The organism is Flavobacterium luteolum, from assembly GCF_027111275.1.
Taxonomy (GTDB): Bacteria; Bacteroidota; Bacteroidia; order Flavobacteriales; family Flavobacteriaceae; genus Flavobacterium; species Flavobacterium luteolum.
In genome coordinates this window covers 1,972,430-1,994,033 of the sequence record NZ_CP114286.1, presented here as the reverse complement: position 1 = coordinate 1,994,033, position 21,604 = coordinate 1,972,430, and the positions used below count along the sequence as shown (strand labels likewise).

At 34.5% G+C, this 21,604-nt stretch carries 18 protein-coding genes; 9 read left to right on the top strand and 9 right to left on the bottom strand.

Features of this window, described 5'->3' with window-relative positions; translation table 11 throughout:
- Window positions 1-176: 176 nt before the first annotated feature.
- Together OZP10_RS08580 and OZP10_RS08575 are read left to right on the top strand one after the other, a co-directional pair.
- Entirely contained in the window at window positions 177-635 is a 459-nt protein-coding gene (locus tag OZP10_RS08580) for a thioredoxin family protein (protein WP_281634299.1), read from the top strand.
- A gap of 287 nt (window positions 636-922) precedes the next feature.
- The gene (locus tag OZP10_RS08575) at window positions 923-2,119 is read left to right on the top strand and encodes a glycosyltransferase (RefSeq protein WP_281634298.1); all 1,197 of its coding nucleotides are present in this window, start codon (window positions 923-925) and stop codon (window positions 2,117-2,119) included.
- Here OZP10_RS08575 and OZP10_RS08570 read toward each other — a convergent pair.
- From OZP10_RS08570 to OZP10_RS08560, 3 genes are read right to left on the bottom strand one after another with little or no spacing between them, the layout of a single operon-like run.
- Entirely contained in the window at window positions 2,105-3,250 is a 1,146-nt protein-coding gene (locus tag OZP10_RS08570) for a glycosyltransferase (RefSeq protein ID WP_281634297.1), read from the bottom strand. The genes OZP10_RS08575 and OZP10_RS08570 overlap by 15 nt on opposite strands.
- Window positions 3,251-3,296: 46 nt before the next feature.
- A complete protein-coding gene (locus tag OZP10_RS08565) occupies window positions 3,297-4,367 on the bottom strand; it encodes a glycosyltransferase family 4 protein (RefSeq protein WP_281634296.1) in 1,071 nt (356 codons plus the stop codon).
- A 30-nt stretch (window positions 4,368-4,397) separates the two neighbouring features.
- Window positions 4,398-5,219 carry a DUF6492 family protein gene (locus OZP10_RS08560; RefSeq protein WP_281634295.1) on the bottom strand — a complete coding sequence of 274 codons (822 nt, stop codon included), beginning with the start codon at window positions 5,217-5,219 and terminating at the stop codon, window positions 4,398-4,400.
- A 141-nt stretch (window positions 5,220-5,360) separates the two neighbouring features.
- Here OZP10_RS08560 and OZP10_RS08555 point away from each other — a divergent pair, with 141 nt between their 5' ends.
- A complete protein-coding gene (locus OZP10_RS08555) occupies window positions 5,361-6,530 on the top strand; it encodes a lycopene cyclase family protein (RefSeq protein WP_281634294.1) in 1,170 nt (389 codons plus the stop codon).
- Between the two features lie 153 nt (window positions 6,531-6,683).
- Window positions 6,684-7,094, top strand: coding sequence for a BrxA/BrxB family bacilliredoxin (locus tag OZP10_RS08550; protein ID WP_111284876.1), 411 nt, complete (start codon window positions 6,684-6,686; stop codon window positions 7,092-7,094).
- A gap of 165 nt (window positions 7,095-7,259) precedes the next feature.
- On the opposite strand, the gene OZP10_RS08545 is transcribed toward OZP10_RS08550, so the two are convergent.
- From OZP10_RS08545 to OZP10_RS08535, 3 genes are read right to left on the bottom strand one after another with little or no spacing between them, the layout of a single operon-like run.
- Window positions 7,260-8,627 carry an efflux transporter outer membrane subunit gene (locus tag OZP10_RS08545; protein ID WP_281634293.1) on the bottom strand — a complete coding sequence of 456 codons (1,368 nt, stop codon included), beginning with the start codon at window positions 8,625-8,627 and terminating at the stop codon, window positions 7,260-7,262.
- Window positions 8,620-11,793: an efflux RND transporter permease subunit gene (locus OZP10_RS08540; RefSeq protein ID WP_281634292.1), complete on the bottom strand. Its 3,174-nt coding sequence runs from the start codon at window positions 11,791-11,793 to the stop codon at window positions 8,620-8,622. The genes OZP10_RS08545 and OZP10_RS08540 overlap by 8 nt, the downstream gene beginning before the upstream one ends.
- A gap of 18 nt (window positions 11,794-11,811) precedes the next feature.
- A complete protein-coding gene (locus OZP10_RS08535) occupies window positions 11,812-12,957 on the bottom strand; it encodes an efflux RND transporter periplasmic adaptor subunit (protein WP_281634291.1) in 1,146 nt (381 codons plus the stop codon).
- A 260-nt stretch (window positions 12,958-13,217) separates the two neighbouring features.
- Here OZP10_RS08535 and OZP10_RS08530 point away from each other — a divergent pair, with 260 nt between their 5' ends.
- The 5 genes from OZP10_RS08530 to OZP10_RS08510 all read left to right on the top strand — a co-directional run bounded on the left by OZP10_RS08530 (window position 13,218) and on the right by OZP10_RS08510 (window position 19,094).
- A complete protein-coding gene (locus OZP10_RS08530) occupies window positions 13,218-14,180 on the top strand; it encodes a polyphosphate kinase 2 family protein (protein WP_281634290.1) in 963 nt (320 codons plus the stop codon).
- 63 nt (window positions 14,181-14,243) lie between these two features.
- Entirely contained in the window at window positions 14,244-15,920 is a 1,677-nt protein-coding gene (locus OZP10_RS08525) for a SulP family inorganic anion transporter (RefSeq protein ID WP_281634289.1), read from the top strand.
- Window positions 15,921-16,079: 159 nt separating this feature from the next.
- A complete protein-coding gene (gene trhO, locus OZP10_RS08520; RefSeq protein WP_281634288.1) occupies window positions 16,080-17,438 on the top strand; it encodes an oxygen-dependent tRNA uridine(34) hydroxylase TrhO in 1,359 nt (452 codons plus the stop codon).
- 184 nt (window positions 17,439-17,622) lie between these two features.
- Window positions 17,623-18,864, top strand: a complete 1,242-nt coding sequence (locus OZP10_RS08515) for a peptidase U32 family protein (RefSeq protein ID WP_281634287.1) — start codon at window positions 17,623-17,625, stop codon at window positions 18,862-18,864.
- Window positions 18,864-19,094 carry a ferredoxin gene (locus OZP10_RS08510; RefSeq protein ID WP_177211604.1) on the top strand — a complete coding sequence of 77 codons (231 nt, stop codon included), beginning with the start codon at window positions 18,864-18,866 and terminating at the stop codon, window positions 19,092-19,094. The genes OZP10_RS08515 and OZP10_RS08510 overlap by 1 nt, the downstream gene beginning before the upstream one ends.
- 52 nt (window positions 19,095-19,146) lie before the next feature.
- Here OZP10_RS08510 and OZP10_RS08505 read toward each other — a convergent pair whose 3' ends face one another.
- The 3 genes from OZP10_RS08505 to OZP10_RS08495 form a co-directional block, all read right to left on the bottom strand.
- Window positions 19,147-20,184 (bottom strand): XAC2610-related protein, encoded by a 1,038-nt coding sequence (locus OZP10_RS08505; RefSeq protein ID WP_281634286.1) that lies wholly within the window; start codon window positions 20,182-20,184, stop codon window positions 19,147-19,149.
- Between the two features lie 27 nt (window positions 20,185-20,211).
- Window positions 20,212-20,967, bottom strand: coding sequence for a hypothetical protein (locus OZP10_RS08500; RefSeq protein ID WP_281634285.1), 756 nt, complete (start codon window positions 20,965-20,967; stop codon window positions 20,212-20,214).
- Between the two features lie 81 nt (window positions 20,968-21,048).
- The gene (locus OZP10_RS08495) at window positions 21,049-21,591 is read right to left on the bottom strand and encodes a hypothetical protein (protein ID WP_281634284.1); all 543 of its coding nucleotides are present in this window, start codon (window positions 21,589-21,591) and stop codon (window positions 21,049-21,051) included.
- Window positions 21,592-21,604: the final 13 nt, after the last annotated feature.

The window sequence follows — 21,604 nt, the reverse complement described above, 5'->3', positions numbered from 1 at the left end:
TTTATAAGCCACAGATTACACAGATTAAAAGGATTATTCTTTTTGTCAGGCTGAGCGAAGTCGAAGCCCCGTTCCAATTGGAGCGCCCTTCTCCCGAAGCCTCGGGATCGCTCTGGGTGACAAACGAATAAAAATCCTTTCTAATCCTTTTAATCTGTGGCAAACAAAACAAAAAAATGAAAAAGCTGTTTCTCTTAATTCTCTTCGGAATAACTTCAACAGGGTTCTGCCAATTAAAAAGCAGCACTTTTGAAGAAATAGGCAGCTTACAGCAAATTCAAAAACGAAAAACCATTGTTTTCATTCATACCGATTGGTGTCAATTTTGCCAGAGAATGAAATCCACAACTTTTAAAGATCAGGAAATAATCGAAAAATTAAACTCCGATTTCTATTTTATTGATTTCAATGCAGAGGAAAAGCGAGATATTACATTCAACAACCATATTTTTAAGTACAAACCTTCAGGAAATAATGTTGGAGTACATGAATTGGCATTGCAGCTTGGAACTATCAATAATCAAATTGCCTATCCGACTTTATGTGTTTTGAATGAGAAAAACGAAATCATTTTCCAATATAATATTTATTTAAGCTCAAAAGAGTTTAAAATTCTGTTGGAGAAAGTGAAATAGTAGTTTTGGATTAGTTCTTTGAAAATGAAATAAATAACGCTGTTTGCGCGGTATTTTTTAAAATTTATTTGTAAATTGTTGTAAAGCTTTGCAAGTTAAAAAAGATATTGATAATCAGTTTAATATGTTTTTTGCTTTGTTAATTAACAGCTTTTTATAATGTTCTCATACAATATAAAAATTACGGAAAGAGTTTTAAGAATGAAATAAGATGTTGAATTTATTGAGATTCAGATCATTTCATTATTAAAAATAGAAAGAAAATTAAGCTTATATAAGGGGATAATATGGGGATATTTAAAAATATTAAGCGCTATTATAAACGAAAAGAAGAAATTAGGAACCAGCACGATCAATCAATTCCAAATTATAATACTTACAACCCATCAAATAAAACTATTGTTTTTTTCAATATTCATATGCCAGCTCCTGAACATGATTCGGGTTCTAACAGACTGAAAGAGATTATATTGTTTTTTAAAAGCAAAGATTATAATTGTATTATTTGTTCAAAAGATACCTTTCGAGATAATGGTTATGTAACTTATTTCAGTAAGTTAGGCGCCGTCGTTTTTGTAGAAAACAATCAGTATTCGAACTATTTTGATTTTATAGCATCACTTCCTAAAGTTGATTTTGTGTGGTATTATGGAGCAAAAGCTTTAGGTCGGAATGTAAAAAAAGTATCCAAAATTTTTCCGCTCGCTACGTCACTTTATGATATGGTAGATATTCATTTTCTGCGGTATAAAAGAGCAATTAAGATTAATCCCAGCCGAATTTCATTAACAAAAAACTATTTGAAGTTTTTTTGGATCGAAACAAGACTTGCCAGAAAAGTAGATTTGGTATTGACTATTTCTAATGTCGAAAATGAAATTATGGCAAAGTATATCGATGAACGCAAATTGATGATACTTTCTAATATCCATTATTTAAAAGTTGGTAAAGATCAACTTTTGCCTTTTGAAGATCGTGAAGACTTGCTTTTTATAGGCTCGCAGCATGAACCCAATGTTGACGCTGTCAATTATTTATATCACGAAATAATGCCGCTGGTTTGGAAGACAAATAACACTATAAAAGTAAATATTATAGGCAATCTTAATGAGAAACTTAAAAACATTAAAGATTCTAGATTTATTTTTAAAGGCCATGTATGTGATATAAAACCACTATTTAATACAAATAAAATGATGGTTGCTCCTTTGCGATATGGTGCTGGGGTAAAAGGAAAAATAGGCCAGGCTTTTGAGTATTATCTGCCAGTTGTTACGACATCAATTGGTGCGGAAGGCATGAAGCTGGTTCAAGAAAGAAATGCTTTGATTTACGATGCTAAAGAGGAATTTGCTTCGGCGATACTTAATTTATATGGAAACAAATCGCTTTGGCTGGAATTGCAGCAAAACTCTGCAGAAAGTCTTGAACCATTCTCAAATCATGCTTTAGAAGCATTGTTTTTAAAATTAGAATCGCTGTAATTCAAATACATTGTCTAATATGCTGTAAGTTGCATCAAGACTATGATGAGCGCTAAAATAGGCATTGGCTTCAGAGCTGATTTTAGTATAAAAATTGGCATCGGTTAGTAATGTATTGATCTGATTCGCAAATTCATTCGGATCATTCGAAACCAAACAGCCATTATTAGACTTATTTATTAATCCGTCAACGCCTCTTTCATTGCACACTACCGGAAGCCCGAGAGACAAAGCTTCGATTACTTTGATTTTGATTCCCGTACCGCTTAGCATTGGACATATTGCAATTTTAGACTGAGCATAAGCATCATCAAGATTTTCAATAAAACTAATTTTCTCCACATTTGGGTAATCATCTATGAATTTAGTGATTTTTCCAATTACAGCAATTTTTAGCGATTTTGAAAGTAAAGGATAAACATGATCAAAGAACCATTTGGCGGCTTTGGTGTTGTGTTCGTTTTCGCTGGCAACATAGATAATGTCGTATTTACTTTCTGTTTTTAAATTACTTTTTTGTGGCAAGCTATGGGTTATCAAAGCGATTTCTTTATTAATAAATTGAGAGAAAAGGTATTTTTCTTCTGGAGAAATCACTAAAATTTTATCATAAGAATTTAAAAGTTTTATTTCTGTTTCAAAAAACTTACCTAATTGGAACTTCTTTTTTTTCTGAAATTGTGAAGTAAGGAAATCGTGCGTATCAATTATTAACTTTGCCTTTTTCAGATACGGATTATTCTTGATTAGCTTTGACCAATACAGATAGGAGATCAAAATAACATCATATTCATTCTCTTTTAAGGCTTCATTAAAAGCAGGAATATGACCGGAACGGATATTATCAAACAAACCAATTTTTCCTTTGATTTTGTTTGGAAGCGAGTACTGAAAGAAATACTTCAGCTTATTTTTTTTTCTGATAAAAACAGGAAGAAAATAACCGTTAGAAATTAGTTTTTCTTCTTTGAGTTTGTTGATTTCATTTTTAGCAAATAGGTCTGTTTCAACACCAACAAAATCAACAGTAATATTTCTTGATTTAAAATATTCTAATAATGACAAGGCTCTTGCGTTATTTCCTTTTGCCTTGTGCAGCGGATTTTCGGGATAGAAATATAAAATTCTCATAAGCAATTTTTAAAATCAAAAATATTTGTATTGATAATCAGTTGGTTTAATTAGTAAACTGCTTATCCATTTGTTCAAAATAAGATTCAACGCTAAACTTTTTCATTGTCATTTCATGAATCTCCTCTGGGCTTGTTTTTTTTGAATCTTCAATGCAATGATCCAAAAATTGAAAAATATTCTCATCGATTTCTTTGGGAAGCAAATAAGCGCCAGGCTGTTTGTCTTTGACTAATTTGGGAAGAATGCCGACGGCACTTCCTGCAATTGGTTTTCCGCAAGCAAGTGTTTCAATGGTCACCATTCCAAAACTTTCTGAATACGAAGGATAGAAAACAATATCTGCCCGTGAATAAGCCAGTTCGTTGATATTGTCTATGGTTAATCCGACTAAGATTTCGGTATGATTTAAATTTTTAAAAAGTTCTGTATTTGAAGGATTGTTTGTTGCAATAAGAAGTCTCCAATCGTTTTGCTGTTCAACAAGTCTTGCTAGTTCCTGTAATTCTGAAATGCCTTTTCCGTATTCGAGTCGGCCAATATATACAACTGTTTTAAAACTGGTTGATGTTTTTTTTATGGGATAAAAATTAGTCTTATCAATACAATTTGGCACCACATTTATTTTGTTTTCATCAATTCCATAGTATTGTATTAGATCTTTTTTGACATTGTCTTCAACAGCGATTATTTTCTTGGCATTTTTGCAGGCTATCATTTGCAATTTGGCCACTCTACTCAATCTAGGATCTTTTCTTCCGTAGTCTAATTCCATTTTATGATAACAACCATGAGAAATTACGTAATCGGTTGGATAATAAGCTGTGGGTTCACCATTGCTAATGACTAATTTATTTGATCGATAATTAAGCCAAAGAAAAGCAGTTGCAAATCGTGCAATATATTTTGCTCTTCGTTTTTCGAAATGTCTTTTATTGAATAATTTCCAGTATAGCTTTCCGATAAAAGTGTTTTTTAAACGATCCTCATCTATTATTTCAGTCAGAATCTTTCGGCTTTTGAGATATTCGTCCAAATAATGAACCATCCGTTCTGCACCGCCGGCATTAGATTTTCCGTTTAGAAATACCAAATAAACTTTACTTGCCTTTATCATCTGAAATTCTTTTGTAGAATAGTATTTTCATTAAAAAAATCGATACCACTTTTTTTTCTTTCTTCGCCAATTACTTTGGTGAATAAGCCCAAGATAAATTTTGCGCAATTGCTCAAGTTTCAACTGGTTATTTTCGATTGCATATTGCTTTTTGTAATGATAAACTTTAAAAAGGCTACCAATTGGTAATAAGTCTATTAATCTGGTCTTTAGCAGATATTCTCCATAGATCACACAATCACTTGGGGAATAGCTTTTTTTGTCTATTTCGGTAAAAAATTGATCAAAAGTGAGATTTATTTCTTTTAAGAACACTTCATTAAAATGTTCCCAAACCTTGCAATTCCAGATATAGGGAGATGGACCATAATCCCATTCTTTGCCTTTATTTCCAAAAAACGGACGAGTATCTCTCAAAGCTCTTTTAAAAAACAGATTTTCAGAATCCATACCGATTCTTTCTGTCATTTCAAGTAAATCTTTAGATTCTTGCATGATAGTGTATGGCGTATTTTCGTCATACATAAAATCGGAAATGTAAAAGTCCTTTATAAAAACAGCATCAGAATCTATAGCAACATAATTTTCGCAGATATTAAGCTTGTAAACATTGCATTTTATGATTTGCTGGTATCTCCATCCTTCGGTAATTGTTGTTTTGCAGATTTCAGAATCTCGATAGACTTTATATTTCTCAAGACAGTCCTTTTTTAAGAAACCAAAATGCTCATCGTTTACAGAAATAACTACCGGAATGCTGTCTTTATTAAACTCATCTATAGAATCTAAAAGCTTATAAACGGTTTTAAAATCAGGTTCATAAGTTTTAATGAAAAGGATCAATTTATGCATAAGGCAGAAATTTTATTTTTTGTACTACTAAAGATAGAATTAAATCATATTGTAAACAAACGGCGAAACGAAATAATAAATTGCGGTCTTTTTAAGTTTTTTTTAGAAAAAAGGAAAGAATAAAATTTCTTATTTTTGAGAATGAATTCTTCGCAAATCCCACATTTCGATTACATTTTTACAGGAACAGGACTAGCATCTTTGATGACGGTTTATAAAATGATTTTGTCTGGAAAATTCGCTGATAAAACCATTTTACTGTTAGATCAGGATTTGAAGAAATCCAATGACAGAACTTGGTGTTTCTGGGAAAAAGAAGAAAGCATCTGGGATTCGGTGATTTCAAAAAAATGGGATTCGGCTCTTTTTTCTAATGAGAATTTCAGACGCGATCTGGATTTAAAACCCTATTCATACCAAAAAATCAACGGATTAGATTTTTATAATTTCGTTTTTGAAACTATTTCAAATCATTCTAATATTACGTTTTTAAACGAAAAAGTAACCGACATAAACGAATTGGAAACTCATGTTTTTGTGGGAACAGAAGAAAATAGATTTACCTGCAATTATTTATTCAATAGTATTTATACTAAGGCTTTCGCCGAAGGACAGAATAAATATCCCGTTTTGCAACAGCATTTTGTGGGTTGGTTTGTAAAGACGCAAGAAGAAGTTTTCAATCCTGAAGAAGTAACTTTCATGGATTTTTCGGTTGAACAAAAAGAAAATACAAGATTTATGTATGTGCTGCCGACTTCAAAAACGGAAGCTTTGGTAGAATATACGCTGTTTTCAGAAAAGCTTCTTCCAAAAGAGGAATATGAAAACGAGATTCAAATCTATTTGAAGAAACTCGGTGTAAGCCAATATCAAATTCTTGAAAAAGAAGAGGGAAGCATTCCCATGACATGTTATCCATTTTGGGAAAGAAACACCAAAAGAGTCTTGAATATTGGGACTGCAGGCGGCTGGACAAAAGCAAGTACAGGTTATACTTTTAAAAACTCAGATAAAAAATCCTCAGATTTGGTAGGTTTTATTCAGAATGATACCGCGACTTCGCTCAATATGAAATTGTTTCATAAAAAATCTAAATTTTGGTTTTATGATTTATTGCTTTTGGATATTCTGTATCGACATAACGAATTGGGAAGTTCTATTTTTTCTTCATTATTTAAAAAGGGAAATCCAAAATTGATTTTTAAGTTTTTAGATGAAGAGACTAATCTCATTGAAGATTTTCGAGTGATTATGAAATGCCCAAAATTGCCTTTTATAAAGGCTTTGTTACGGGCGATTTTCACATAAAAGCAGACTGAATTGAGGCTTTCCTGTTTATGACTTTCGAACTTTCGACTAAATCAATCGAACTATAACAAAACTTTATACTTCAAAGTAACTAGTTGCGAGTAAACTTTGTAACTTTGCAGTTCAAAAAGTACAATTTAAAAGACAAAAAATATGTATCCACTAGACATGGTAAAACCAATGGAAGCTGAATTAACAGCTGCAGGTTTTCAAGATTTACATAGTGCTGAAGCTGTTGAAAATGCTATCAAAGCTGAAGGTACCACTTTAGTAGTTGTAAACTCTGTTTGCGGGTGCGCTGCAAGAAATGCACGTCCGGGAGCAAAAATGAGTTTGGATAATGCTAAAAAACCAGATCATTTAATTACTGTTTTTGCAGGTGTAGACAAAGAAGCTGTTGATGCTGCAAGACAACACATGTTCCCATTTCCTCCATCTTCGCCATCTATGGCTTTGTTTAAAAACGGAGAATTGGTTCACATGTTAGAGCGTCATCACATTGAAGGACGCCCAGCTGAATTAATTGCTGAGAATTTACAGGATGCGTTTAACGAGTTCTGCTAATTTAAGGGACTAAGGTTCTGAGTTGCTGAGGTTCTAAGTTTTGGGACAAAGTAACACAAGCACAAAGCATAAATACAAAAAGCACTATGAAAATAGTGCTTTTTGTTGTTTATACAATTTTTGAAACCTTAGTACCTTAGAATCTTAGCAACTCAGAACCTTTTCTTAAAGATTCCACCCTCCACCAAGCGCTTTGTACAATTCAACCATTGAACTTAATTGTCTTTCAGATAATTGTGCTAGACTTAACTGTGCATTGAAAAGGTTGGTTTCTACATCTAAAACTTCCAAGTAAGAAACATAACCGCTGTCATATCTTTCGTGAGATAGTTTAAAGTTTATCAAAGCCGCTTGAACTTGTCTGTTGCGGGCTTTCCATTCTTCTTGATAAGTTCTAACGTTTTGTATAGATTGTTCTACTTCAGAAACAGCATCAATATATTTTTGTTGATAAAGAAATTTGAACTGTTCTGCTTGTTGTCTGTTTATTTCAACTCTTCTTTTGTTTTTTCCGAATGCAAATATTGGTCCTGCAATTCCGCCAGAAGCATTTTGCATATAAGAGCTTCCTAGAAAAAGATTACTCAAATCGGCACTGGCAAATCCGGCAATTGCAGCTAGATTGATAGACGGAAAACGCATTGCCTGTGCTACGCCAATTCTTTCGTTTGCTGCTGCATATCTTAATTCGGCCGCTTTTACATCGGGTCTGTTTTCTAATAAGGCAGACGGAATTGATAATGGAATTTTGCTGACTATCTGTAACTCGGTATTGCTTTTTCCTCTTGGAATTTCAGTAGGTAGCTGACCTGTAAGCAACGCAATCGCATTTTCTTGATAGGTTATTTGTCTTTCAATGTTAGGAATTGCTGCTTCAGCAATCGCAACCTGCTGTTCAATCTGTACTTTATCAACTTCTGAGATGTATCCTTTTTCAAATCTCTCACTTATGATTTGATAGTACTTTTCTCTTGTTTCAAGAGTATGCTTGGTTATTTCCAGCTGATCATCAAAATTTCGCATCTGAAAGTACGCTATTGCAATATTGGCAACAATATCAGACAATATTACTTTACGAGCTTCTTCTGTAGCGAGAAGTTCATCTTTGACAGCATTGTTTTCATGGCGAAATTTTCCCCAGAAATCTAGTTCCCAAGACATACTTGCACCGGCGGTCGATGGAGTAATGTATTTCTTATTGCTGTTTATAGTAGCTCCATATTGAAAAGCCGGAAATAAATCGGCTTTGGAATAACCTAATTCAGCACGAAACTGTTCAATTCTCGAAACCGCAATTTTTAAATCATAATTATTCTCAAGGCCTTTTTGAATAAGACCTTTTAAAACATCATCATTAAACAAATCAAACCATTTTAAGTTGGTTACCGAAGCGAGACTGTCTAAATTTCTTTCGTTTTTATAAGAATCTGATTTTAACTGCTCAGGTTTTTTATATTTTGGTCCGACCATACATCCCACTGGAAGTAAGGAAACAACCAATACAATAACGATTATTTTATATTTCTTACTCATGGTCTGTAGTATTTGATTCTACATTGTTTTCTCCTTCTACGATTGTTTCCTCTTTCTTATGTCCAATTCTTTCAATCATAACAAATAGACCTGGTACAATTAATACACCGAGAACTGTAGCGATTAACATTCCGCTAAATACGGCCATTCCCATTACAATACGAGCTTGAGAACCAGCACCTGTAGCGGTTAATAACGGCACAACTCCAAGAATAAAGGCAAAAGCAGTCATCAGAATCGGGCGAAAACGAAGTCTTGCTGCATACATTGCCGATTCGTAAAGCGGTTTCCCTCTTTCGTATTCTTCTTTGGCAAACTCAACAATAAGAATGGCATTTTTTGCCACTAATCCGATAAGTAAAACGAGTCCGATTTGTGCAAAAACGTTGTTGACATAAGCATCACTTCCAAATCTTGCCAAAAGAAGTCCTAAAAAGGCTCCAAATACGGCAAAAGGCGCTCCAAGAAGTACACTAAATGGCAGCTTCCAGCTTTCGTATTGTGCGGCTAGGATTAAGAATACAAAAACCAAGGCCATAATAAATACAGAAGATCCACCTGGTGAATGCTTTTCCTGATACGATAAGTTGATGTAATCGAAACTCATGTCTGCAGGTAAGGTCTCTTTGGCGACTTCTTCTAATGCAGTCAGAGCTTGTGAACTACTATAACCATCATTCGGACTTCCTCCAATTTCTGCAGATCTAAATAAGTTTAAACGATTCGTAAAATCGGGACCAGATACTTTAGTCGCCGTAACCAATGTCGAAACCGGAAGCATATCTCCTTTATTATTTTTTACATAAATCAGGTTTAGATCTTCTGGTTTTACACGATTGACAGCTTCTCCCTGTACATAAACTTTATATTGACGACCAAATCGGTTAAAATCATTCACATAACTTCCTCCCAAAAAGGCACCGAGCGCTTCGGTAACTTTAGAAACTGGTATTCCTAATTTCATGGCTTTATCATTGTCGATATCCAATTTAATTTGTGGTGTACCAGCATTAAAAGTGGTATAAATTCGTTTTATTTCAGGACGCTGCTGTGCGGCAGCAATAAATTTTTGTGTTTGTTCTGCTAAATATTGAGGTGTATTTCCTCCTCGGTCTTGGAGCATCAAACTAAATCCGGCTGATGCACCCAGACCTTGAATTGCTGGCGGTCCAAATGAAAAACAAGTCGCAGTTGTAATTTGAGTGGCCAGTTTTTTATTGAATCGGTCTACAAACTGTTTAGCCGTTTCTGCTCTGTCTTCCCAAGGTTTTAGGGAAATAAAAATAAAAGCGTTATTTGGCTGATAAGAGTTTGTAAGCATACTAAATCCGTTTATCGTGGTATAAGACAGAATAGATTTTTCTTCTTTAAGGAAACTATCTACTTTTTTCGATATTTCATCGGTACGCTGTAATGATGATGCAGGAGGCAATGCAATATTTACTAAAACATATCCTTGATCTTCTTCTGGAATGAATCCTACTGGAATCTTTTTGCCTAAAAGCACAATTGAAACAAGAATAACAGCTAGTAAAACAACAATACGCATTGCTTTTTTGGCAAAAAATGTTGCTCCACCAATATATTTTCCTGTAACATTTTCGAAAACCTTATTAAACCAAGTAAAGAATTTAGCAAGCCATCCTTTTTGCTGATCAATAGGTTTTGTAGGTTTTAATAGCATGGCACAAAGCGCGGGACTTAAAGACAAGGCGCTAAATGCAGAAAAGGCGACCGAGACGGCAATGGTGATGGCAAATTGCTGGTAAAAACGTCCCGTAATTCCAGGTGTCATAGCTACTGGAATAAAAACGGCACATAGAATTAATGCAATCGCTATTACTGGTCCCGAAACCTCTTTCATTGCTTGAACAGTTGCCTCTTTAGGAGTTTTTCCATGCTCGATATGATGTATTACGGCTTCTACAACCACAATTGCATCATCGACAACGATACCAATTGCCAGTACTAGTCCTAAAAGCGAAAGGGTATTAATCGAAAATCCTAACATTGGGAAAACGGCAATGGTACCAATAAGAGAAACAGGAACGGTAATTAACGGAATTAAAGTAGCGCGCCAGTTTTGCAGGAATATAAACACTACTATAATAACCAATATAATAGCCTCAAAAAGAGTGTGAACAATATCATCAACCCCTGCAGTAATGGCAAGTGTTGTATCTAAAGATTCTTGGTATTCGATGTCTTGTGGAAATCTTTCAGACAATTGTTTCATGGTGGCTTTTGCAATTTCTGCCACCTCGAGAGCATTACTTCCTGGCATTTGGTACATAGCAATAACGGCACTTGGAGAACTGTTTCTTCTAGCTGTTGAGCTATAATTTTCGGTTCCTAATTCGATTCGGGCAATATCGGCAAGTAAAACTTGTGCTCCATCTTCTTTGCTTCGAACTACGATGTTTCCAAATTCTTTTTCGGTTACCAAGCGGTCTTGAAGTGTTACACCATATGTAAATTCAGTATTAGGAGGTGCTGGTTCAGCTCCAAATTTTCCTCCCGGACTGATCATGTTTTGTGCGTTTAGCGCATTTTTTACATCTTCAACTGTTACGCCGAGTTTACTCATCATGTCAGCTTTTAGCCAAATACGCATTGAGTAATCACTACCTCCAAAAAGAGCAACCTCTCCAACTCCTTTGATACGAGCCAGCTGGTCAACAACATTGATACTTGCATAGTTATTTAAAAATTTAGCATCGTATTTCGGATTGGTAGATGTAATGGTAAATAACATCATCGGAAACGAAAGCGATTTTTTTACCACAACACCCTGTTGTTTTACACTTGATGGCATAAAGGGAGCAGACTGGTTTTGTCTGTTTTGCGTTAGCATATTAGCGTTGTCCAGATTGGTTCCTACGTCAAAAGTTACCTCGATAGTACAAGCACCATCAGAAGTGTTGATCGATTTCATGTACAACATGTTTTCAACACCGTTTACCTTTTGCTCAATTGGAGTTGCAACTGCTTGTTCAACATTCAGCGCATTTGCTCCAGTAAAAGAAGTGGTAATTTTTACAACTGGCGGATTAATATCCGGATATTGCGAGATAGGTGTTTTTTGTAATGCCAGTAATCCAAGTATCACAATAATAATACTAATAACAATGGCAACAATTGGTCTTCGGACGAAAAATTCTCCCATAATAGTATGTGATTTAGATTACTTTGCAACTATAGTTTCTGGATCGCCCAATTGCCATTGAACGATTTTCGGGGTAATGACACTTCCATTCTTCAATAAAGAAGTACCGCCCATGGCTATCTTGTCGCCAGGTTTTAATCCATCTTCAATAATATAACCGTTTTTAACGATAGGGCCTGGTTTTACAATTTGCATTTGCACTTTATTGTCATTACCTACAACATATACTTGATAAATTCCTTGAATTTCAATAACTGCGCGCTGCGGAATTACGATTGCTTCTTTGCGAATATCAGTAAGCAAAGCAAGTTTTACATATTGGCCAGGACGTAATAATTTATCTGGATTAGGAAAAGCGGCTTCAAAAGTGATAGCTCCTGTAGAAGGATCAATTTGTCTGTCGGCAAAACTTACTTTTCCGTTATGCGGATAAGTGGAACCGTCAGATAGTTTTATGGTAACACTTGCTCCAGAGCCTTTTAAAGGAGAATTTGGTTTGTTGAATTCTCTAAAAAGACGCAAAAATTCCTGTTCGCTTATTGTAAATCGAACTCTCACATCGCCAAGATCAGAAATTGTATTTAGAACTGATAAAGGCCCAGGCTGTACATAATCGCCTACTCTCACTTTAGACAAACCAATTAATCCTGAAATTGGTGCTAAAATTTGACAGTAACCCAATTCGATTTTAGCATTTTGAACCGAAGCGTCAGATGCTTTAATCTGTGCTAATGAAGCATTGTATGCCGCTTTTGCCGAAACCAATTCTCTTTGGCTGACAGCATTCATTTTTGCCAACGGAGTAATCATATCCAAATCTGATTTGGTTTTAGATAATCGTGCCTGCGATTCTGCGGCAACTCCCTGTGCTTCGTTAAGTTTCGCTCTATATGGTAAAGGGTCAATTGTATAAAGCACCTGTCCTTTCTTGACAAAACTTCCTTCTTTGAAGTTCATACTTTCAATTATACCATCAACTCGCGGGTTAATTTGTATATCAGATTGACCAAAAGTCTGCCCCGTGTATTCAGATTCTAATTTTACATCTTGCTGTAAAACCGTTGTGACTGAAATTTCTAGTGGTTTGGGTGCTGGAGGTGTTTCTTTTTTGCAAGAAATCATTAAAAGACATAGTAAGACTGCGGAGGAATAGATTTTGTTCATTGTTAAATTCTTTTAGGTAAAATTCATTAAATACAACTAACTAAAAACCAATAAAGTGCAATAGCTAAGTTAGCGTTTTTTTGGTTAGGTGATTAAATATTGTGCGAATTTTGTTAATTTTAGTTAAAATTTTATCTGTCTGTATTTCAATTGATAAATACAAATTAGGATGAAATGCCATTTACTGCCGATAAACTGCATTTTTGTAAGAATAAATTATTCAAAAGACTAGTAATAATAATTCAAAAACTTTTATAATCATGTCAAAAAATAACAAGAAAAAACACAAAAAAGAGGAAAGAGATGATAATGATTTAAAAAAATTAACTAAAAAGGAATTATTACATCGGGCAAAAAAATTTTCTGAGCAATATTGTGTTGGAGACGATAAGAGCTTCACATTAAAAGGTAAACCGACTTCTTATGCTATAGAAAATGACAATATCTCGGTTCGAAAAACATTAAAAATGGGAGTTAAGGCTCTAGCTGCCATGCAGGACATTTTGTATGCGCAAGATAAGTGGTCTGTTCTTATTATTTTTCAAGCTATGGATGCCGCTGGAAAAGATGGTGCTATAAAGCATGTAATGTCAGGAATAAATCCGCAGGGCTGTCAGGTTTCTTCTTTTAAAGGACCAAGCTCAGAAGAATTAGACCATGATTATTTATGGCGTTGTCAAAAACACCTTCCAGAAAGAGGAAGAATTGGAATTTTTAATCGTTCTTACTATGAAGAAGTCTTGGTGGTTCGTGTTCATGAACAAATATTGAGAGCGCAAAAACTTCCTGAGAAATTGATTACCAAAGACATTTGGGATAATCGTTTTGAAGACATTCGAAACTTTGAAAAATATCTGAACAGAAACGGAACAGTGGTCATTAAGTTTTTTCTAAATGTTTCTAAAGAAGAACAAAAGAGAAGATTTATTGAAAGAGTTGATAATCCTGATAAAAACTGGAAATTCAGTGCAGCCGATGCCAAAGAACGAGGCTATTGGGATGATTATATGCATGCGTATGAGGAATTAATTAAAAACACATCGACCAAAAAATCGCCTTGGTATGTAATTCCTGCCGATGATAAGTCTTATGCTCGAATTGCGATTGCTTCTGCAATTATTCATGCTTTAGACGAAATGGATTTGGAATATCCTAAAGTAAGTCCAGAGAAAATTGCAGAACTCAATGAGGTTAAGAAAGCATTGTTAGAAGAGAAAGAGTAACCTTTTGCAGCTATAAACATTCATTTATAATTGTGAATTAGTACTATCTTAATCTTTTTTAATATGATTTCTAAGCTTTTACCCTCAATAGATTGGATTAAAAATTATGAAAAACAGAATTTCAAAAGAGATTTCATTGCAGGAGTAACTCTTGCCGCTTACGGAATTCCTGTTTCTCTTGCCTATGCAACTCTTGCAGGTTTGCCTCCTCAATATGGAATTTACGGATACCTCATTGGTGGCATATTTTATGCTTTGTTAGGATCCAGCAAACAGCTTGCAATTGGGCCGACATCTGCAATTTCTTTATTAGTCGGTACAACTATAGCTGGTATGGCAAATGGCGATGTACACCGTTGGTCTGAAATTGCCTCGCTTACGGCATTAGTATTTGCTGGAATGGCCATTGTTGCCTATTTGCTGAGGTTAAGTGGAATTATTAATTTTATTAGTGAAACCGTTCTGGTTGGATTCAAAGCAGGCGCGGCGATCACTATCGGTTTGACACAATTGCCGAAATTATTTGGAGTTAAAGGTGGCGGGGATAATTTCATGGAACGAATTGTTATTCTCGTTCATCAAATTCCAGACATGAATACAGCTGTTTTTATTTTTGGAATAATTGCTATTCTTATATTAATTATAGGAGAAAAAATAGCACCGCAGTTTCCAGTTGCAATAGTAATTGTCATTTTATCTATTATTCTTATTTCGGCTACATCATTACAATATGCCGAATTCAATACAGTTGGAATTATTCCGACTGGTCTTCCTGAATTTCATCTGCCTTCTCTGCGGATTCGAGATGTAGAGGGAGTTTTGCCACTTGCGATGGCTTGTTTTTTATTGTCTTATATCGAAAGCGTTTCTGCTGGCCGGACATTAGCACAAAAAAATGGATATGTTATCGATCCGCGTCAGGAACTTTTGGCACTTGGAGTTGCTAATGCTGCCGTTTCATTCGGACACGGTTATCCTGTTGCAGGCGGTTTGTCTCAATCTGCTGTAAACGATGTTGCAGGCGCCAAAACACCGTTGTCACTTTTATTTGCTTCAGCCGCAATTGCATGCTGTCTTTTGTTTTTGACGGGATATCTTCAGAATCTGCCAACTGTAATTCTGGCAGCGATAGTTTTAGTTGCCATTAGAGGTCTTTTTGATTGGAAAGAAATGAGACATCTTTATAAAATAAACAAGCAAGAATTTGCTGTAGTTATGGTTGCGCTTGCCGGAGTATTAATCTGGGGAATTCTCGCGGGAGTTTTGCTTGCAACACTCGTAACCTTGTTGCTTTTATTAAAAGCTGCTTCAAAACCTCATGTAGCTTTTTTAGGAAGAATTCCAGGAACAAGAATTTATACCGATTTGAAAAGACATCCTGACAATGAGATAATGGAAAACATATTGATTGTTAGGGTCGAATCTTCCATATTTTATTTCAATGCAGAATATATTAAAGAACGAATCTTGGAAAAAATCTATAGCGAACAGGATGCTCTAAAAACAGTAATATTAGACCTTAATTCTTCACCTCGCATTGATATTGCTGGGGCACGTTTTTTAAAAAGCCTTTTTATCGATTTACAAAAAAGAAATATTACTCTAAAAATTGCCGAAGCCCGCTCTGACGTTCGCGACAGCCTTCGGGCAGAAAATTTTGAAATTCTGTTTGGGCATATCAGTCGTTCTGTTTCTGTAGACGATTTAGTGCAACATGCTATACAAGACAATAGTAAGTAAAAAGTAAAGGATGAAGGCGATAGAATTCTTTTTTGATGTTAAAATAATCAGATAATTAGGGTAGGATCGTTTTTAATCTCAAAATAAACCCTAAATTTGCCGCAGATTTAAAGAAAAATCTAAAAATACATATATTCTTAACTTAAAACTGTTTATAGCATGCAACTGTATAACACTTTGAGCGCAGAAGAAAGAGCCATCATGATCGATGATGCAGGTAAACAACGACTAACGTTGTCTTTCTATGCGTATGCCAAAATTCAAGATCCACAAAAATTTCGTAACGACTTATTCCTAGCCTGGAATGCCCTTGATGCATTAGGCCGAATTTATGTTGCCAGCGAAGGAATAAATGCTCAAATGAGTATTCCTGCTGAAAATTTGGAGGCTTTTAGAACAACTCTTGAAGTATATGACTTCATGAAAGGCATTCGATTGAATGAAGCTGTAGAACACGATGATCATTCGTTTTTAAAATTAACGATTAAAGTTCGTCACAAAATCGTTGCCGACGGTTTAAACGATGATACTTTTGATGTAACCAATATAGGCGTTCACTTGAAAGCCAAAGAATTCAACGAAATCCTTGACGATCCAAACACGATTGTGGTTGATTTTAGAAATCATTACGAAAGTGAAGTAGGACATTTTAAAAACGCAATCACCCCAGATGTTGAAACATTTAGAGAGAGTTTGCCAATCATTAACGAACAGCTACAAGACCATAAAGAAGATAAAAATCTGGTAATGTATTGTACTGGAGGTATTCGTTGCGAAAAAGCAAGTGCTTACTTTAAACATCAAGGTTTCAAAAATGTGTATCAGTTAGAAGGCGGAATTATTAATTACGCTAAACAATTGAAAGAAGAAGGTTTAGAAAGTAAGTTCATTGGTAAAAACTTTGTATTTGATAATCGTCTAGGTGAAAGAATTACAGATGATATTATTTCGCAATGCCATCAATGCGGTAAACCTTGCGATAACCACACGAATTGCGAAAACGATGGTTGTCATTTATTATTTATTCAATGTGATGAATGTAAAGCGGCAATGGAAAACTGCTGTTCTACAGAATGCTTGGATATTATACACATGCCTTTAGTTGATCAAGTTCGTTTAAGAACTGGAAAACAAGTTGGAAACAAAGTATTCAGAAAAGGAAAATCTGAAAACTTGAAATTCAAACATTCAGGGGAATTGCCAGAAACTGCTTTGGCTACAGCGCAAAAGCCAGCAGATATCCGTCAGAAAATAAAAGTAAAAAAAGTACTTCTTGGGAAAGCAGAACACTATTACGTAAAAGCTCAAGTTGGACAATTTACTGTAGAAAATCACGAATTAAACAGTGGTGATAGAATCCTTATTTCTGGCCCAACAACTGGAGATCAAGAATTGATTTTAGACAAAATCATTGTTAATGGCGCAGAAACTCAAACTGCTAAAGTTGGTGATAGGGTTACTTTTGAGGTTCCTTTCAGAATTAGATTGTCTGATAAAGTATACAAGATTTTAGATTGAGTTTAATAGGAGTGCTGCGGTATTTAAGTTAAATTTTGATAATATAGAACAAAGCCCACGTTTTCAATCGTGGGCTTTTTTAATAATATACTGCGGATAATTTTTAAAATATAGACTATGATATATATCATAGAAATCTAATCTATACCCACATTAATTTTGTCATTTGAATAATAGATCGAAAATGACAATTAACAATACAATTGAACTCATGGCTCCAGCTGGAGATTTTGAGTCGCTTCAGGCTGCTTTAGATAATGGCTGTGATTCAGTATATTTTGGAGTTGAACAGCTTAATATGCGTGCGCGTTCAACGGTAAATTTTACAATTGACGATTTAAAAGAAATCGCCAATCGATGTGAAGCCAAAAAAGTTAGAAGCTATTTGACTTTAAATACCATTATTTACGATCACGATTTATCGGTTGTAAAAACATTATTGACGAAAGCTAAAGAGGCCAATATTACAGCTGTAATAGCTTCTGACCAAGCTGTAATAGCTATGGCAAGATCGATTGGAATGGAAGTTCATATTTCAACTCAGCTGAATGTGACGAATATTGAAAGCATTAAATTCTACAGTTTATTTGCAGATACAATGGTTTTAAGCCGAGAATTGAGTTTGCGTCAAGTAAAAAACATCACAGATCAAATTGAGAAAGAGCAGATAAAAGGACCGAATGGAAATCTAGTCGAAATCGAAATTTTTGGCCATGGAGCTTTGTGTATGGCGGTTTCAGGAAAATGTTATTTGAGCTTGCATTCGCATAATTCATCTGCAAATCGTGGCGCATGCAAACAAAACTGCCGAAAAAAATATACCGTTATCGATCAGGAAACAGGTTTTGAAATCGAATTGGATAACGAATATATGATGTCACCAAAAGATTTATGTACATTGGATTTCTTAGATCAGGTTATCGATTCTGGAATTAAGGTTTTGAAAATCGAAGGACGTGGCCGTGCACCAGAATATGTCGCAACGGTAACTAAAACTTATCGTGAAGCAATTGATGCTTACTATGAAGGTGCTTTTTCCAAAGAAAAAACTGCAGAATGGATGAAAGCCTTAGAAACCGTTTACAATCGCGGATTCTGGTCTGGATATTATCTAGGTCAGGAATTAGGTGAATGGAGTGATATTCCAGGATCTGCAGCGACTCAGAAAAAGGTTTATGTTGGAAAAGGAACACATTATTTCCCGAAAGCAGAAATAGGGCAATTTAAGATTGAAGCTTATGACATTAAAATTGGTGATAAAATTTTAGTAACGGGACCAAGTACAGGTGCACAGGAAATGATTATCGACGAAATGTTTGTGAATGATGCTGCTGGTGAAAAAGCCACAAAAGGAGATGATTGCAGTTTCAAATTGCCATTCAGAATCAGAATGTCGGACAAATTATATAAAATTGTTGAGGCATAATGGTTATTGTAACTTTACAAAGAGATAAGTGCATTGGCTGTAATTACTGTGTCGAGATGGATCCGATTCATTTTCAAATGTCAAAAAAAGACGGAAAATCGGTTTTGATTCATTCGCAGAATGCAAAAGGATTTTTTACTCTAAAATCTCCGAATCATGCCATTGTGGAAAGCTGTGAATTGGCAGCAAAGGCTTGTCCAGTAAAGATTATTACGGTTAAGGAGACTTAGGAACATAAAAAGAAAGAGCTGCAAAACGCAGCTCTTTCTTTTTACAATAAATTTATTCTTTGACCATATTTTTGAAACTGCTATTTGATAATAAAGATAAACTTCCTTTTTTAGAAGTTCCTTGCCAATCAGATAGTTTTCCGTTTACATAAATTTTGATTCCAATGTCTGTAGCGCTTTCATAAATTATATATTTTATGCTGCCACTATTAAATTCCAATTCATAAACTGTCTTTTGTTTTCGAAATTTAAATCCTGCTTTGTCTGCTTTTTCAGGACTTGATGGGTGAGCAAACGAAACAAACTTATACTCATCATTTTGTCGAAATGCATAGTACAAAATAGCATTATATTTAAATAGAATTATGTGGCCCTTACCATTTTTAGTATCAAAAGAAACTACGTTGTCTAGGTTTGGTTCATAGACAGATAAAGTCGAAAAAGGTGTGAAATCATTACCTTTTCGTTTTTTGCCTGTTATTTTTAAAAAAGGAAAAGAATAGCCATCTTCCTCAAAAGTGCATTCTTCTTCAGCTTCCAAACCAGAAACGCTATAATAGGAACAAACATGAAGGGCTGCGCCACCGCTACTCGAGGTTATAAGACGTCTGTTTTTAGCGTCAATTTCAAATGCGCCACCTCTTACACAAAAGGAATTGTAATATAAGTTGCTAATACTATTGCTTAGCACAAAAGAATTTGCCAAATTAATAAAGATATATGCTGTTGCCTGAGGTGTATAACAACCTTCATCTTCATTTTTCTCATTGTTAAAAATGATAATGTCGGTACGTCCATCAAAGTTGACATCTCCTAAAACTCGAATATTAGATTCAGCAATACTTTTGAAAGAAGTGATTTTAGCCGTTTTTAGCGGTTCTGAATTAGAAAATTCTTTAGCGCCATATTCGAGTACCGTTTTCTTGGTTTGATTCTCTGTAAGTTTATAATATTCTTTTATTTCTGAATTCTTAGTTTGTTTCACAAAATATAAAGTATAACCTTTTAAAAAATCATTACTCATATAAGCTTTCTGGGCATTTGAGATGTACGCCTGTGCAATTAGAAAAAGGAGAAGCTTTATTTTCATGCTTTATTCGGGATAAGGTTTATGAAACTATTCATCAAAAAAACGAAGTTCATCAAAATCTTTAATTCCAGATAATTTCAGAAGCTTAGTTCTTGCAATTTTTGTTTCGGTTTTTTCGAACACTTCTTCACCGCTGTCTGCATCATCATTTGTGTTTACATTGGTAATCTTTTTTCTGGTAAGGAAGTTTATACTGGTTTCGACATTTACTACAGGACCATTATTACTGCTAGAATCATAACCAATAAGAGCTAAATCATTATCTTGAAGCCTAAACATATATTGCCAGTAACCGTATCTTCCATACGCGTAACTTATAAATAGTTTTTCTTTCGTTATTTCTACTTCTAACTCAGGCGCATAATAAGCGCCACCATCTTCATTTTCGGAAGAAAAACAGCTTTCATTTTTTGTAAACAATTCGTAACTGCCTTTTTTGTTAAGGAGAACAATAATACCTCTTCGGTTTCTATCCAATTCACCACGATATTCATCTGTAATTACTTTGCTTTTATCGGTGCCTTTAATAATTAGTATACAATCGTCTAATCCGTCTTTATTTAAATCGCCGTAAATAGTGTCAAAAGCCACAAAGTTTTTAGGAATAAAGTCGGTTGGATTCTTTTTGGTCACAACAGTAGTTTCATCTACTTCTGGGATTTCTTGTAAATCTGTTATTTCGGCATTATTTGATTTCTTATTACTGCTTTTATCATCTTTACAGCTACTGGTAATTGCTAGCAATGCAAATGTTCCAATAATTAGAGAGTATTTTTTTATCATATTTTTTGAGCTTGTTTTACAATTTTCTTGCTAAAATCTAATGCTGGCGCTAGTATAAAATTTGCGCCAGCAGGAGAAAATTTAGATTCCAATTTTAGCATTGATATTGTGCTTATCAACATAAGTTTGTGCCACATTCATCAATTTAGTAAATTTTGCATCTATTTCGCTTTGAGTTGAAGCATCAAAATCAGCAATTGCTTTTTCAATTTGTTCTGGAGAAGCTTTTTCGTCTTTCAACTTTGCGATTGGTACATAACCTTCCTTTTGTTTCGCAATTGCATAAGAAAACAAATCTTTTGAGGCCTGAAGAAGCTCTTTGTTGTCTTCATCTTCTGGTATGTCCTGAATCGTTTTTAATCTAGCTTCTAAATTAGTTATATCGTATTTAAAAGAATCTTGATAAGTAGACGGAATCATTTTCTTTTGCGTTTCGTCATAAACCTGAGGCTCAGATTGAAGCTTTTCATTAATTTCCTTACTTCCAAAACGAGATAACAAATTCGAATTTAAAGCTGCAATTTCAAAGGTTTTTTCTGGAGAGAGGTTGGTGCAAGATGTAGAAACTAAGCTTCCGGCAATTAATACTAAAAATAGAGTTGTGGCATTTAAGATTTTTTTCATTTTTTAAATTTAT